Source organism: Rhizobium sp. Leaf306 (genome assembly GCF_001423425.1).
Classification (GTDB): Bacteria; Pseudomonadota; Alphaproteobacteria; order Rhizobiales; family Rhizobiaceae; genus Neorhizobium; species Neorhizobium soli.
On record NZ_LMNX01000001.1, the window covers coordinates 1,575,769 to 1,590,863 of the forward strand.

The 15,095-nt window shown below is 57.9% G+C and carries 12 protein-coding genes; 5 read left to right on the top strand and 7 right to left on the bottom strand.

What is annotated here, in order from left to right; genetic code table 11:
* The 5 genes from ASG19_RS07485 to ASG19_RS07510 all read right to left on the bottom strand — a co-directional run bounded on the left by ASG19_RS07485 (position 1) and on the right by ASG19_RS07510 (position 6,490).
* Positions 1-1,929, bottom strand: coding sequence for an AAA family ATPase (locus ASG19_RS07485; RefSeq protein WP_062454611.1), 1,929 nt, complete (start codon positions 1,927-1,929; stop codon positions 1-3).
* Between the two features lie 44 nt (positions 1,930-1,973).
* Positions 1,974-2,582, bottom strand: a complete 609-nt coding sequence (locus ASG19_RS24305; RefSeq protein WP_062454614.1) for a hypothetical protein — start codon at positions 2,580-2,582, stop codon at positions 1,974-1,976.
* A gap of 885 nt (positions 2,583-3,467) precedes the next feature.
* The gene (locus ASG19_RS07500) at positions 3,468-3,815 is read right to left on the bottom strand and encodes a hypothetical protein (protein ID WP_062454617.1); all 348 of its coding nucleotides are present in this window, start codon (positions 3,813-3,815) and stop codon (positions 3,468-3,470) included.
* Between the two features lie 397 nt (positions 3,816-4,212).
* Entirely contained in the window at positions 4,213-5,184 is a 972-nt protein-coding gene (locus ASG19_RS07505; protein WP_062454619.1) for an MBL fold metallo-hydrolase, read from the bottom strand.
* 412 nt (positions 5,185-5,596) lie between these two features.
* Entirely contained in the window at positions 5,597-6,490 is an 894-nt protein-coding gene (locus tag ASG19_RS07510) for an NAD(P)H-binding protein (protein ID WP_062454621.1), read from the bottom strand.
* A gap of 675 nt (positions 6,491-7,165) precedes the next feature.
* Between ASG19_RS07510 and ASG19_RS07520 the strand changes: the two genes are divergently transcribed.
* The 5 genes from ASG19_RS07520 (at position 7,166) to ASG19_RS07540 (ending at position 10,045) form a co-directional block, all read left to right on the top strand.
* Positions 7,166-7,510, top strand: coding sequence for an SH3-like domain-containing protein (locus ASG19_RS07520; RefSeq protein WP_244476097.1), 345 nt, complete (start codon positions 7,166-7,168; stop codon positions 7,508-7,510).
* Positions 7,503-8,159, top strand: a complete 657-nt coding sequence (locus ASG19_RS07525; RefSeq protein WP_062454626.1) for a nitrile hydratase subunit alpha — start codon at positions 7,503-7,505, stop codon at positions 8,157-8,159. The genes ASG19_RS07520 and ASG19_RS07525 overlap by 8 nt, the downstream gene beginning before the upstream one ends.
* The gene (locus ASG19_RS07530) at positions 8,159-8,503 is read left to right on the top strand and encodes an SH3-like domain-containing protein (protein ID WP_200933884.1); all 345 of its coding nucleotides are present in this window, start codon (positions 8,159-8,161) and stop codon (positions 8,501-8,503) included. The genes ASG19_RS07525 and ASG19_RS07530 overlap by 1 nt, the downstream gene beginning before the upstream one ends.
* A complete protein-coding gene (locus ASG19_RS07535) occupies positions 8,460-9,224 on the top strand; it encodes an aquaporin (protein WP_244476098.1) in 765 nt (254 codons plus the stop codon). Before ASG19_RS07530 ends, ASG19_RS07535 begins: the two co-directional genes overlap by 44 nt.
* A gap of 143 nt (positions 9,225-9,367) precedes the next feature.
* Positions 9,368-10,045 (top strand): energy-coupling factor ABC transporter permease, encoded by a 678-nt coding sequence (locus ASG19_RS07540; protein ID WP_062454632.1) that lies wholly within the window; start codon positions 9,368-9,370, stop codon positions 10,043-10,045.
* A gap of 422 nt (positions 10,046-10,467) precedes the next feature.
* Here the strand turns inward: ASG19_RS07540 and ASG19_RS24310 are convergent, their stop codons facing one another.
* A complete protein-coding gene (locus ASG19_RS24310; RefSeq protein ID WP_156466431.1) occupies positions 10,468-10,623 on the bottom strand; it encodes a hypothetical protein in 156 nt (51 codons plus the stop codon).
* 250 nt (positions 10,624-10,873) lie between these two features.
* Entirely contained in the window at positions 10,874-15,019 is a 4,146-nt protein-coding gene (locus tag ASG19_RS07545) for a GAF domain-containing protein (protein WP_062454634.1), read from the bottom strand.
* Positions 15,020-15,095 lie beyond the last annotated feature (76 nt).

Sequence of the window (15,095 nt, forward strand, 5' to 3'; positions counted from 1 at the left end):
CTACTCCGGGCCATCCGGTTTTGATTCTTGTTCGGGAGTCGCCGCCGCAAGCACGTGAAGAACATCATTCGCGTCCATCTCGCCGCTCATGAGGAGGGAATTCGCCAAGGACACAATCTCCTCTTTTCTTTGGGAGAGCAGCGCTGTAGCCTCGGAAACGCACCTTTGCAGACGAGCAGCGACGGCGTCGGTCAGTTCCCGATCATACATACGAAACCGCTGGACCGAGCCGGGGTCGGTTTTTCCCTCCGCGAGAAGGCTGGGACCGAATGCGAACGTCCGTTCCATCATCGTCGCCAAACCCGTCGCCGAAGCAAGGTCGGACATTTCGTGTCCGCCCGCTCCGGAGGAATGGTCGCCGAAAACGAGCTTTTCAGCGACCATCCCGCCGAACAAGATCGTGATCCTTCTCAGGTAGTCGCGCTCCACTGCGAGGTTGGGGAGAGCCAGTCGGAATTCCGTGGCTCCGAGTGCAAGCATATCCCTGCCTGCCGTAGGCTTCCTCTGCAGTCTGACACGAACGAGGTTGCCGGGTTCGAGCAGAGCGCCCACGACGGCATGACCGATCTCGTGAACCGCTACCCGCAACCACTGTTCCTCCGACAGCGCAGCGTCGCGTGGCATCGCTGCCGCGACATCGTCCGCCGACACCTCAACCCCGTCACGACGGCGGCAGATCCGCTTTGCATCCCTTGCGAGCTTTGCCAGTTCCGCGCCGGACCAGCCATGAGTATCCTTCATCATGGGCCTCAAGTCCTCAGATCCCGCTAGCTCGGCAAGGTGCTGCCTTAGGATAGCCTCTCTTGCGTCGACGTCCGGATGGGCGATCTCGATTACTCGTTCGAGTCTTCCCGGCCGAAGCAAAGCGGCATCTACAGCATTGGCGTCGTTGGTGGCTCCGACGACGACGACGCCAACGCGACCGCCGGACGGATCGAGGCACTCGAGGAGGGCGTTGATCACCTGCCTCTTGTAGTCGTAATGTTCGGCGTCCTTACTCGACGCGCGATCGCCGAAGCTGTCGAACTCGTCGATGAAGGCGATACACGGCGCCGTCTTCCCAGCCAGCGCGAAGAATTTTCTCATCGATTTCAGCAGGTCGCCTAGATGACCGGATGCCTGCCACTGGGCGGCCGATGCCGAAAGTAGCGGCAGTCCGCACGTTGCCGCAAGCGAAGCAGCGTAGGTCGTCTTACCGCTGCCCGGAGGTCCTGCAAGGAGGATACCCCGGTCAACGTCGTCCCATCCGATATCGCCGTGTTTCCATCCGTTGATATCCTGAGCCAGAGCCAGACCCCAGTCTCTGGCGTCGCCGTAGCCGTGCAGATTCTCGAGAGGCGTAGCCGATGGAACGGCCGGACGGGCTTTATCTGCAGGCTCCTCGCGAAGTTGCAGCAAGCTCCCGACCACGCGAGAAATCGGACGCGCGCGTTGGATCGCAAGCCTCACTCGCCGCATCGGCTGACGGGCTAGCTCCGACGCTTCGTGTTCCGAGATCGGTTTCATCCCAAGCTGCTTCGCGGCCATTCTGTAGTGAGCCGCACGCGGAGGCGCGACAGGTGCATCCAGATCGAGAAGCAGTCGAATATCATCCGAAATCTTCTTGTCTCCTCCGAGCAGGATGATCGCACGTCTCACGTTTTTGAGCTTGGCGACAATGCTCCAGGGTGAGATCTCCAGGTCGTCGGCATACCAGACGGCGCTGTCGCTCTCTCCGCCGTAATCAAGATTGTCCGCGACCTTGAGAAGCTCTCTGGCGGCCTCGGCATACAAGAACACGTCAGCTTCATTGGATACCCTTAGTAAGGCTACGAACGAGACGTTCTTCCGGTCGATGAGAGTTCCGATAGCCCCGCGAATGCCGTACTGAGCAACCAGCGTGACGAGATGTGGTGCCTGCGATGTGTAGTTCGTGCGAAATCCAACCATGGTGAGCCTCGGGCGTGTTTAGAAACAAAAACGGAGAGCGCAGTTCAGCTCCGTATTCGTCTCACCATCGTCTCCGGGCCGAGCAGCGCTTCGTCTAGGTCCGCTTCGAGAAAACCGTGGAGCATAAGGGCCGCAACGGCGGCGACGGGCTCGCGTACGCGGAGGACCGAAAGGCAGTCGGCCATGGGAAGCGATCCCTGTTCGTCGAGGGTCGCAAGCAGTCTGATCCGATCCGACAGTGTCACCGTGTAATTCGCGTAGTGCAGCAGATCGCGGGCATTGCGCAGTCTGAAGCCGCTGTAGATCTCCGTGCGCGGAACCAGCCGGTATACCGCTCCGATATCTCGGGCCAGACCCTCCAGGTCGCTCTGCTGGCTGCTGGCGTGATCGGGAGCGTCGATTATCCAGATCGTGCCTTCGGTGTCGACCATCCGGAAGTCAGGAAGGTGTCCGATATGGTCGGCCTCGGGAAAACCCACACATGAAGACCAGCTTTCGACATTACTGTCGACATCTAGGATAGCGGCCAGATCCTTAGCTGTTCCGGATCGGAAATTGACTACACCGCGGCCTTTGACTGTTGGGCCGGCGAAGGGTCTGGGAGGCGGCAACTGGACGGCGTCGGGCCGCACCGAAGTCTTGTGCTTCTTCATATCGAGCTCACAAACGAACAGAGAGGATGACCTCCGCGACTTGCGCGGTAAGCGATCAGCGTATTCGTATCTTGCGCGATATGGTCTTCGTCATGGAGTTAGCCGTCCTGGAACAGTGATACTGCTGTCCGAGGATCATCAGACCAGATGGTTGATATTGCCTTAACGCCTCGCAATTTTAATTGCTTCCCGAATAATCTAGTATAGGCCCGTCCATTCAAAGCGATGCCAGGTGCGAAACTCCCAGTTCCAATCAATTTTACCAATCTGGAAATTAAATTTCCAGAGCTCATCGGTACTGCTCGGAGCCCTGAACCGGAGGACCGCCATGTCGAAGCTGCCAAAACACTTGCGGGAGGCTCAAGAGTTATTCCGAGCACGGATGACCGAGCACCGTCGACACCTAGACGCTCTTTTCGAAGACGGGGGATCTCTAGTTCCGTCCGAACGGTTGATTGGCGAAATCAGATCGTCAGGAACCCTAGAGACAACAACGGCTGAAGACTTCCCTGCGCGGCTCAGCGCAGAGATCGGGCAGGAAGATGCCGAAGCATTGAACCTGGTGAGAAGAGTAATTCAGTAGCTTGCCGCGATAGCGATGCAGCGGAAGCGCGTTTTGGGCCAGGCCCGCAATCGCCTGAGCGGGTAGCGGCTTCTACACGGCGTTCGCGGACGTGGAAATCGGCCAACTTTCGATTGGCCGAGACGCTTTCAGCACACGTCGATCGTGTATTCGCGTTTCGAGGCAAGCGTTCAGGCAGGTCTACGGTCGGATGCAAAATTCCGTGGCAAAGGCATCCTTGATCTTCAGTTGGGCGCATCACTACCCGCGGTTGTGACAAAACCTCAGGGCTCAGGCGTTTTCTGGCCTGACTTCGAAGCAACTTATAAAATCATAAGACCTGATGCGAGCCCCAGCGAAAGGCTGGCGATTAGAAGCAAGATAACCTTTGCGTTTATCGGGAGGCGGTGCTGACCGGAAGGCGGAGACGATCCTTGTGCAACCCGAACACCTTCGTCCACACCGGTTGGCTCCACGGCCTCCTCCGATCCGAAAAAGGGACGATCTTCGGGTGGCTGAGATACGACTATGTGCGTGATGTGCTCGCTATCAAGCTTGACCGTGAAGGGTATCTGATCTGCAACGCGCAGGTTTTTCGCGACAGCGTGTGCCGCGGTCGCTTCGTCGAGGGTTTCGACAAGGGAGGTATGTGTTACGAGATAATAGGGCATGCAGTTCCTACGGCATCAAAGGCGGGCTTTGGCAAAAGAAAGCCGGACGAATTTCGGCTCAGGCAGCCCATTCGCAAGAATAGGACTTGTAGCCGCAGACAAGCCGACCCCTGTAAGTCGGTTTCCAAGATAGCCCTAACTACCCCGGTCCGTCATCCGGAAACGGCCCCCGCGGGTTCCTGCAGCAGTAGTCGGATCGTGGGAATTCGCACCGACCCATTGGCGACCTTTGCTCCCTCTACTGCGATAATTCGCCGCCTTCGACCCAGAAAGTAGACAGCGTGACAGCCAGGACGAAGCAAGGCACGCTGTTCGCCTTATCCTCGCGCTGTTTTCGTCCGTCGAGGTTCGAAGGTGTGAACGCGTTCGAAGAGGAGAGCAACCGCTGCCTCGATTTTTAGACCCCTTCATAGACCAGCTGGGTAAACAGACCCGGCGTAATCACGAATTTGCCCCAGGACTTGTCGAATGCCGCAGTTGGCCCTGCCGCGACGACTTCGCCGACCGACATGCCTTTTGCCTTGAGCGCAGCAACATTGTCCCTCACCGAGACCATCATGTCGTGGAAAGCCTGCAGCTCGGCCTTGTTACTAACGGGAGCACCGTGCCCCGGGATTACGATCGTCCTGTCGTCCACCATGGAAAGGCTTTTGGCGCAGGCAGCGATCTTTCCATCGATGCTACCTCCTGTTGAATAGTCGATGAACGGATAGATTCCGTTCCAGTAAGTGTCCCCGGTATGAAGGACGTTCTGCTCGACGAAGTGTACGCCGATATCGCTGTCGGTATGGGCGGGTTCGTAGCATATCAGATGAAGCTCGCAGCCTTCGTAGTCTACGTGCTGATCAGCGGTAAAAGTCTCGCTTGGTATCGCGCCAGCTGGAGACGGCGGGAACGAGTAATCCCAGTCTTCGACACGTTGGGTCTGCATGAGGCGCTTTTTCGTGTTTTCATGCGCGACGATCTTCGCGCCAGCTGCGTGGATCCATTCATTGCCGTCAGCATGGTCGAAATGCCAGTGGGTATTTACTAGGTGGGTCACTGGCTGTCGACCGAGATCCGCCAACGCCTGCTTGATTTTCGGCTGCGTCGCGGTGATCCCGGCATCGATCATCACCTTGCCCTGCTTGCCAGCGAAGACGGCGATGTTGCCACCGGAGCCCTCCAGCACGGCAACGTCTCCCCGGAGCTTAAATGTAGTGATGTCGGCCTTGGCGGCGGCCCCTCGTATCATGCCTACGAGCTGGTGGGCTTCCGCGTAGGCCTCCCTCGGCGATAGCCACCCCCCGGCAACCCCCGCTGAAGCAACCCCCACGCAGCACATGCAGAAGCCGCGCCGTGAAAGCTTAGGAACTTGAAACGTCGACATGGAGGTTCCTCATATGGGACTGAACATAACTTGAGATGAACGTTTGGGCAGGTGGAATGCTTGTAGAATCCGCTCCATAAGCTCCGCGATGATCTTTAGCAGCGTTCCCTGGAGGCTAGGCGCGGAAAGGAGCTGTTACCCGGGGTTTTCCGAGGTGACACCAGGTCGGTCGGCTAGCTGATAACAAAACCACCATCCGTGTAATGGTCTGCCCTTTCATCGGGCATCATGCGATTAGATAGCGACAACGCGCAGTGACCGATTCCGGTCTCGCCCCGTTGCTTTCAGGACTTGCGAGAAAATCTGCGAAGTTATGTAGAATTTGTAAGAGGGATAGCGGAAGAGAAGCCGCTATCCCGGTGGTCGCCCTCTTTGAACTTCGAGAATTACGGCCTCAAATATGCAGTGACGGCTATTCTTCGACCGGCTTGCGCTTGAACGCAGAAAGATTCTCTTTCAGCCAGGCATATGCCGACCGAGGTTGTTGTCCGGTGATTTCGAAGACAGTGGATGTCGTTTCCGACTGTACGGACAATTCAAACAATCGGTCGAGACCAAGTTGAAGGTCGGCTATCATCTCGCTCAGCCCAGAATTCAAAAGCAGCTCGCGGTGTTCTCCAGGGGTTCGGTGGTCATATAAGATTTGCTCGCCGAGCAGACGCGATAGCTCGGCAGCGATTTGGGGCATGCTGACTGCTTCTGGTCCTGTAAGATGATAGGCCCGCTGCGCTTGAGGGTTCGCCGTGTCGAGAAGTACTACGCGCGCCACGTCGGCGACGTCGCGGGTATCGATGAGGTTGACGCGTCCTTCGCCTGCAGCCCCGCCCCATGCGCCTTGGACGACAAACGGTGCCCTGCTCTTCAATATATCGACAAAGGTTGATGGACGAAGTAGCGTGTATCCAACATCGCGTGTGGCAAGATGCGCCTCGATCTCTGCATGCCAGTCGAACGGGTGAAGCCTTACAGGCGGTCCCATTACCGAGACCTTCACAATGTGAGCGACTCCGGCATCAACCGCCGCATCAATCAGCGCGATTTCGTTCTCTACCTGCCGCCCGTAAGTGCCGTGCACCACGAAAAGCCTGTCAGCTCCTTCGACAGCCTTTGACAGGGTGGATGGTTTTTCGAAGTCGACCACTGTCGGCGTGATCCCGGGAGGCAGCCGGTCAGTGGACGGATCGCGCGAAAGCGCTACGATTTCGACGTCGTCGGCTACGAGTTTCGAGAGTAGCGCAGAACCAATTCGCCCTGTAGCGCCCGCAACCGCGATGCGCAAGGCGCCATTAGAGAGTGAGTCAGACATAATGTACCTTCTTGATCATCTGGGGTGACGTCAAAATGCGGTTGCTCATTACGGAAAGTTTTAACCATCCGGCATAATCGTCTCAGTTCATATACTTGATTACCGAGCCGCAAGTTGATCGACGCTATTCTGACTAAGCTTTTGACGGCGTTGCGTACAAGGATGACCGTCCTTTCGCACGCGGCTAATTTATGTGCCGCACCGCATTTTCGCTTGGTGACTCAAATGAGGAATTCAAAATCCGAACCCTCTACGAACCAGGCGTTTCCACCTAGTCGATACGGCCAGACGCGGGCGGGTCACTCGCAGGGAACGACTCCATCAGGGCCTCATCAAGAAATTGGTCGGGAGTCGATCTCGGGAAAGACTGCTTCTCAAGGCGCAAGTCTGCGAACTCCGGTAACGTTTCTGCCCCGTCACGCAGTGGTTCGAAGGCGTTATCTGTCGTTTTGGTCATCGCTAGTTCTCCTATCGGGCGAGATATGGGCATGTGGCTGGTCTTCGGTATTGGACGATCCAGCACTCCAATGGCAGCATCGCGGTGGCTCGTAGGGCAACGCAGTGAGTGACCCCAGCGACAGGAAGAAGCCGTCCGACACTACTTCGGGCACCGAATTCTACAATAATCGCAACAACCGCGGTTCTACCCTCCTGTGAGAATTGATGGAGGGCTCGTTGTTAGCAAAACTCGAAAAAATAAGTGGCGTCGTTCCGGCTGAGGGTGAAGTCCCAGTCTTTGACGAGGGCGACATGGTAGTCATCGCAACCCGTTCGCCCATTGGGCACTACCGGATGCCTACGTATCTCCGCGGCAAAATCGGAAAAGTCGAAGCCATCATGCCGCAAATGGCTATGGACAACGAGGAAGAGGGATATGGCCGCAACGCGGGGTCCAAGGGTCACTACTACCGAGTGGCAATCCCGATGACCGAGATTTGGTCGGACTACATCGGTTCTGCGAATGACGGCCTCCGAATTGAAATCTTCGAAAACTGGCTGGAGAAACCGTCCGATGTCTGATCATCACCACCATGACCATGACCATGACCATGACCATGACCATACACCCATCACGGTCGATGAAATGCCAAGCTATTTCGACCTCATGGAAACGGCGGTGCGTGAGCTTCTCGTCGAACGAAAGTTCTTCAGAGCCGACGAAATCCGGCGCCAGATCGAAGTGCTCGATTCCCGAACTCCGGCCCTGGGGGCGAAAGTCGTCGCGAGGGCTTGGACGGACCCGGCGTTCAAGTCGCGTCTTCTCGAGAACGGTCGCACGGGTTGCGAAGAGCTCGGCATAACCTTCTACGACGATACCCAGTTGATCGTCTTGGAAAACACGCCGGAAGTCCACAATCTGATCGTTTGTACTTTGTGCTCGTGCTACCCGCGCCCCGTCCTCGGTCTTCCTCCTGACTGGTACAAGCTCAAGCCCTACCGCGCCCGCGCAGTCTACGAGCCCCGGTCGGTCCTCGAAGAATTCGGGACCTCCATACCGGACGACGTCGAGATACGGGTAAGCGACTCCACCGCGATCATCCGCTACCTCGTGCTGCCGATGCGACCGGACGGGACCGAGCACCTCAACGAAACGCAACTAGCCGACCTGGTCACTCGTGATGCGATGATCGGGGTCATCCAGGTCGCATACAACAGAGAGGCAGTGTGATGGGAACCGAGAATCTCGTGAGAAAACTGCCTAACGACATCGGCGGGGACGAAGCAGGGAAAATCGAGCGCGTGGAACACGTGTTGCTCCCGTGGGAGAAGCGATGCCATGCGTTGGCCGATGTCCTCGACTTCCATAAGATCATCAATACGGAAGAGAAGCGGCGCGGCGTCGAATCTCTGGGCGCCGAGATGATCGGAGAGCTTTCGTATTATGAACGGTGGATCGTCGCATTTGCCAACATACTTTTCCAGAAAGGCATTTTGACGCCGGGGGAACTGGCGATGAAGATGTCGGAGGTTGAAGGACGGTTCTCCGATGTTCCAAGCACGCACCATAACTAGAACGGGTAGCAAGGGCACCGTTCCGAGCTTCTTCGAGCAAGATCCCAAGCTATCCGTTCTGCGCCGGGCATTTGTGGAAGCAGTTGGAACGGGGTTCCTGGTTGTTGCAGTAGTCGGGTCAGGTATCGCTGCATCAAGGCACGCTCCGGCCGAGCCGCTGGTGGCGTCCTTGCTGGTCGCTGTATCGATAGCAGGTTCGCTTGTCGGACTGATAGTTGCCTTGGGGAAGGTGTCCGGGGGGCATTTCAACCCACTGATCACCTTCGCCCAATGGCTGAATCAGGAACGTAGTACGGGCTGTACGGTGGCATACATCGTCGGACAGGTGGTTGGTGGCGCAGCGGGGTCGATCCTCGCAGCTGCGATGTTCAGCGTACCCGCTCGCACTGGTATAGATGCACTCCCATCTTTCGGGGGCTTCCTGAGTGAGGTCGTAGCGACGGCAGGGTTGATGACAGTCGTGCTGGGCTGCGCTCGCAGTACCAAATGGGAGACCGGACCGTTTGCCGTCGGAGCTTGGTTGGTGGCTGCCATCATCGCCACCCCTTCCACTTCCTATGCGAACCCCGCGGTCACCCTGGCCGCGATCTACGCACCTGGCCTCGTCGGCCTTTCGCCCCTTACATCGGCGGCGTTCGTCCTAGCACAAATGGCCGGGATGTTTGTCGCCGTGGGTATCAATAAGTTAGCTTTCGCCGGCGACGACGTAGTCACTGATTAGGTGACGACGTCCTTGCTAACCGCCTCCCGCAAATAGCGCGTGACTGTCAGCATTTGCGGCTCGCGGGGGCAGGTCGCTTCCGCAAGCAGACGATCGCGATGCGATAAAATCCGAAGCAAGCCTCACCCTATTGGAGATAAGAAATGCATATTGAACCCGGAATAGTAGACGGAGCCAAAATCGTACTCAGCTATGCGACCGCGGGCCTCTCCGGCCTTTTCGCTCTCAAGCTCGCATCGAGCGACATCAACGAACGCGGAGCGTTGTCATTCGCAGCACGGAGCGCCATTACGACCGCACTGGTCTTCTGTTTCTTCGAGGTCCTGCCGCACTATCCCGTCGGCGTCTCGGAGGTACACCTTATCCTCGGCTCGACCCTGTTCCTGTTGTTCGGGATGGCCCCGGCGGCGATTGGGCTCGCGGTCGGTTTGCTGGCCCAGGGACTGCTTTTCGCGCCATACGACCTCCAGCAGTACGGGATGAACGTGACGACGCTTCTCGTTCCTCTCTTTGCGCTCCGGATAGTAGCCTCGCAAGCAATCGCGCCGGGTATGCGGTACGTCGACCTCAAGTATCGGCAGGCGCTGACCCTCTCCGTAACCTACCAGGCTGGCATCGTTACGTGGGTCGCGTTCTGGGCTCTGTATGGCCACGGCATCGGCATCGATAACCTCGCGTCCATCGGCACCTTCGGTCTGTCGTACATGCTGGTGATTTCAATCGAACCGTTGGTGGACATCATGGTCCTCGCGATAGCAAAGTCGAATGCGACTATCGCGCGAAGCTCGGTGTTTGACCTGCGACTGCTCGGGCAAGCCTGACCATAAACAGTCTAGCTTTTTGGTTTCCGACCGTTGCTCTGCACTTTTCACAACGGTGAGCGACATATCAAACCAACAGTGAAGGGTGCGGCACCTCGCACCCTTCACTGCAACGTTAGTCCGTCTCACTTCGGGCGGCGCTCTTCGATTGGACTTCTTCGGCCAAGCTCGGTTTTCTCGGCCGCCGCTTGGCTTAGGGTCAAGGCTGTCAGGTTCGATGAACGCGCGGACCAGGTTTCCCACGGCATCTATTCGCTCCGGCAAAAGGCTTCGCCGTCATGATGGTGGTCGCCTAAAGCACTTCCCCGACCACAAGCTCGATCGGAGTTCCATCCGGAGGCGTGACGAACAGATGCCGCCCGCTAAGCTCGCGGAAATCCATAGTCGAATAGGCTATGCCCCGAGGTCGAGTTTACCCTGAATCAAAGCACCATCGAGGCGAGACGCGATGTGGTCAATGCCTTCAGCGTTCCGGGGGGCGGGGGTGCCATCGGCTGGTCAGCGTCATGAACCCGAAATCCCGGAAATTCGACCGATGCACGATATCCGACATTGAGGGCAAGAAGGTCCTCCAGCAAACCCCTTCGTTCCTTCGAGGTCGGCGGTCCGCGTCACGTGATCCAGTCATCGGATCACTCGATCACACCACCGTCATCGACCCGGACGTTTGACCACGTGACAAAAGGCGTAGTCATGAGGAAGATCACAGCGTTGGCGATATCGCCTGGTTGCCCGATGGTTTTGACCGGAAGGTTCGCTGCAACACGCGCGAACGTGGATTTGAAACTGTCATCTTCCCTAGCGCGTCCTTGAAAAAACCTTCACGCGTCAAAGCTCGGGAGCCTCAAGTGGCAGAGTGAACTCGAAACGGCATCCCGGCGATCTGCCCTGGACGAGCCGCATCTGCCCTCCATGGCTTTCAACGATCGTGCGGCAGATCGACAGGCCCATGCCCATTCCGTTCTCCCTAGTGGTCTCGAACGGACGGAAAATGTTCTCGACACGCTCCTCGGCGATACCCGGTCCGTTGTCGTTGACTCCGATCGTAATGAACTCCGCATCATGACGGGCATCGATCGTGAGCGTTCTATCGCGGTCGGTAGTCTCTGTCATCGCTTCGATGGCGTTCAGCATCAGGTTGACGAAGACCTGCTGAAGCTGAACGCGGTCGGCCGGGACCGGCGGGAGGTAGTCGGGCATGTCTAGTTTGAACGCGACCCTGGTTTTCTGGAGTTCCCCACGGGTGAGGATGGTGACATCGGAGATCAGCTCCCTCATAGAGACCCGTTCCACGGTCGTCATCTCCTTGCGGAACATCTTCCGGATACGGGTAACGATATCGCTCGCGCGACGTCCGTCGTCGACAACGTTTCTAAGGCTTACCATGGCTCGAGTGACGTCCGGTGTAGGCCTTGAAAGCCACCTTAGAGCCGCCCCGCCGCTCGCTACGATTCCGGTAAGTGGCTGATTGACTTCATGGGCGATGGAGGCTGCGAGCTCGCCCATGCTGGTCGCACGCGCGACGTGCTCGAGTTCAGCCTGCACCTCTCTCAGATGAACGGCGCTCTTTTGAAGCTCAGCCTCGACGCGCTTGCGTTCTGTGATGTCCATCGTCGTGCCGACATACTCGATGACGTCCCCCGTTTCGCTGAGGACCATCCGTCCCGTGCAAAGCAGCTGCTTGACTACTCCATTTGGAAGAGTGGCTTGGAATTCGAACTGCAGGTCCTGCTTGAGCACGGCCGCGGCTCTCATCGAGCTTTCGAGGAAAGCCTGCTCTTCGGGCAGCATTCTCTCTAGCATGTCGCGTAACGTACCTCCGACTTCCGCGATCCGGTATCCGAAAATGTTACCGTGTTCCTCGGACCACTGGAGCTTGTCGCTGTGGATATTCCAAGCCCAGCTTCCCGTATGGCTGATACGCTGCCCCTCCGCCAGCAGCGCCTCGCTCTTCATCAGGGCCTCTTCGGAGTTTTTCCGCTCCATGACGAAGCTGGCGAGCTGTGTGAAGCGGTCGATAGCTTGACGCTCCCGGTCCCCCATGGTCCTGCGTCTGTCGGAGTAGACGGCTATTGTGCCGAAAACGGAACCACGCGCCGACATGATAGGCGTGGACCAGCATGTTCTAATGTCGAATCTCCGGGCGATATGGCGGTCGTCGGACCAAAGGGGGTCCGTCTCGACGTCGTCCACCAGAACTGGCTCGCGTCTGAAAGCCGCGGTGCCGCAGGACCCCGTCTCCGGTCCAATGGGAATGCCACCGACCTCCTCGTTGAAGCCCTCCGGCAGCCTGTACCCTCCCGCGGGCCGCAGCGTCCCGCCGTCCTGGTCAAGGAGCATGATAGAAACGAAGGCACCGTCGCTGAGGACGGTAAGCGTCTGGCAGAGCGAGTCCAGGATCTTTCCAAGAGGCTCTCCGGAGGCGATCATCTCGAAAGATCGCTTCTCGCCGGCGAGAAGGATTTCTGCTCTCTTGAGATCGTCGATGTCGCTTTCTGACCCGTAGCACCTGACGATTCTGCCCGTCGAGTCGCAAAGCGGCTTCGCTCTTACGATGAACCAGCGATACTCCCCGTCATGCCGACGGAGGCGTGCTTCCAGACCACTCATTTCCCTTTTGGTGACAACCCTATACCACGTCGCAGCAGACTCAGCCCGGTCGTCCGGATGGAACACGTACTTCCAGCCGCCGTTGCTGGCTTCGCTCGGCGTCAGCCCCGTATACTCGTACCACTCCTTGTTGAACCATTCGTCTCCGCCGTTGGCGTCAGCGCTCCAGATCATGGCCGGCATAGTGTCGTTCGACATCCGGAACTCTTGCTCGCTCTCGGCCAGAAGCTCCTTCTCGTGCCTTAGCTCCGCAAAGGAGCGACCGTTTTCAAGAGCGATCGCGGCTTGCGGTGCAACGGCCTGTAGAATCGCGACGCACTCCAGATCAAAGTTCGGGCTTTCTGCCGCACGGCGGAGGAGAAGCACGCCAGTCAGCCGCGATCTCTTCACAAGAGGTAGATAGAGCGCAGTGGCCGTCTCGGGTGGCTTGCCGTCTTCCAACGCGGGTCGGACGTTCCCTGCTTGGTCGGCCCATATGACTTTGAGGGTGCGCGCCGCTTCCATCACGCTCTGGCAGGAGACGTCATTCAGACCGGGTGAGCGGTTCAAGTCGATCGCTGCACCATCGACGGTTTTCTTCGCCCGTGCGCCGACCCGGATCTCGCCATCGTGCAGATCGAGGAGAAGTGCTTCTTCAGCGCCCGAAATCTCAAGAGAGCTTTTAAGGATCGTTTCCGAGAGATGGCCGAGATCGACGGTGGCTGAAAGAGACTGCGACAACTCAAGTACTGCAGAGACCCAGCTTCCTGACGGGTCGCACGCGCCCGCGAGCGCCTGTCCGGCGGACGGATCCGCATAGTACTCCGGGTAGGCTCCTTCTAGTTGCTCGACTTTGCCCACAGCACCCCAGCGCACGTAGCAGTCACGCGCCTTCAAGAAATGGTCCTTCGCCGACTGAACCGCACCGCGTTTGCGGTAAAAGCGACCTGCGGTCTCGTAGGCGAGGGCCTCATCCGCCAGAAGACCGTACCTGGAAGCCAGCTCGATCGACTGTTCGTACAGGCGCTCGGCTTTCCTGAACTGCCCGTCGATGCGCGCCACCTCGGCCAGCCCAAGCAACTGCTTGCCATGGAATGTCTCCGGGCAAGTCGCCGCCCAGCGGGCGAGCCAGTCTACGTTGCCAACGATCGCCGCGTAGCTTTCATCGGGGCCACCTTCGCATAAGGCCGCAGAGGCAAGCGCCGAGATGAAATGGAAGTCCACAAGCTGGATGTGGCCAATCGAAGCCCAAGTGAGGGTCGCAGCCTGCTCCATGGCATGCCTGGCCTTTTCGAAGTCGCCATAGACGAAAAACGCCTGCGCTTTCAGTATCCAGTAATAGCAGATATACGTAGGGGTCTGCTCCGGCACGAAGCCGGACTCGAAATCGCGGGCGACGAAAAGCCCGTCATCGAAAATGTCGTCCGCTCGTCTGCCTTGGCGCATCACTTCGACGAACCTTCTCTGCGCGGTCAGAGGCAGCAGGTTCGCGTTGAAATCCGCCTTTACGACGAAGTCGGTGGACGTATCTATCTCGGCGGAGATTTCCGCAAGATCGTCGCCACGGGCGAGTCTATGAGTGACTATTCTCACGTAAGCATAGCAGAGGAAAGGAATGTCGTTGCTTCGGCTGCGCGCGGCTATGCAGGATCTTGTCAACTCGATCACCGCGCCGATCGGGCGGGTCCAGATTGCCACCAGTTCAAGGAAGGTGATCGCCTTGGGCTCGTATTCCCAGAAGCCATATCGCGTCACGACGGTGAGAGCGAGTTCGCAGAAATTGAGACCGTCCTTATACCGACCAAAATGGTGACTGATGAAGAAGCCGAAAAGGACGAACGTTAAGACACCCTCTTCGCTAATCCCGTGCTGCAGCGTGAGATCGACCATGTGGCATAGCGTGACGCCCAAAAGCCTTTCGTCGGTAAGAAACGCCGAGTTGCTCATCGAGGCGAGCACGCTCATCACCGCCTTCATGTCGGCTTCTTCCATGATCGGAAGATTGACGAGGTCCTCGACTTGGCGTCCGTCAAGTCTCGCCCACACGGCGATCGCCTGGGCCTCGAGTTCGAGCTGGTCCGGGCGCTCGGGTATGACGATCCCGAATTCCTGAAGGCAAGCGAGCGCTACAGTCACGCTTTCGGGAACCTCGGATCGGCGAAGGTGGAGTTCGATCTGGAGGCAACAGGCTGCCGCCCTGTCGATCCTGTTCGCGGCCAGTTCCCAGAGAAGTTTAATATGCCCCTCGGTCGCTAACAGGCTTGAGGACGAAATGCTCGACTTGGCACTGTCTAGGGCTGCCGCGAAGCTTCCTGTGTCCAAAGCGTTAGCGCGGGACGCCGCAGAAACGCCCGCGAGTCCTATGGTTTCCTGTTCGGACGACATCCGTTGGCTCTGTGACTGTGGCTCTCGATACTGATCTTTAGCTTATTCTTGTGGCACCTTTGCTGTCCCATGAACA

Excerpts from the sequence above, each read along its gene's own strand:
- ASG19_RS07485 (WP_062454611.1), bottom strand. The coding sequence starts at position 1,929 with ATGGTTGGATTTCGCACGAACTACACATCGCAGGCACCACATCTCGTC.
- ASG19_RS24305 (WP_062454614.1), bottom strand. The coding sequence starts at position 2,582 with ATGAAGAAGCACAAGACTTCGGTGCGGCCCGACGCCGTCCAGTTGCCG.
- ASG19_RS07500 (WP_062454617.1), bottom strand. The coding sequence starts at position 3,815 with ATGCCCTATTATCTCGTAACACATACCTCCCTTGTCGAAACCCTCGAC.
- ASG19_RS07505 (WP_062454619.1), bottom strand. The coding sequence starts at position 5,184 with ATGTCGACGTTTCAAGTTCCTAAGCTTTCACGGCGCGGCTTCTGCATG.
- ASG19_RS07510 (WP_062454621.1), bottom strand. The coding sequence starts at position 6,490 with ATGTCTGACTCACTCTCTAATGGCGCCTTGCGCATCGCGGTTGCGGGC.
- ASG19_RS07525 (WP_062454626.1), top strand. The coding sequence starts at position 7,503 with ATGTCTGATCATCACCACCATGACCATGACCATGACCATGACCATGAC.
- ASG19_RS07530 (WP_200933884.1), top strand. The coding sequence starts at position 8,159 with ATGGGAACCGAGAATCTCGTGAGAAAACTGCCTAACGACATCGGCGGG.
- ASG19_RS07540 (WP_062454632.1), top strand. The coding sequence starts at position 9,368 with ATGCATATTGAACCCGGAATAGTAGACGGAGCCAAAATCGTACTCAGC.
- ASG19_RS07545 (WP_062454634.1), bottom strand. The coding sequence starts at position 15,019 with ATGTCGTCCGAACAGGAAACCATAGGACTCGCGGGCGTTTCTGCGGCG.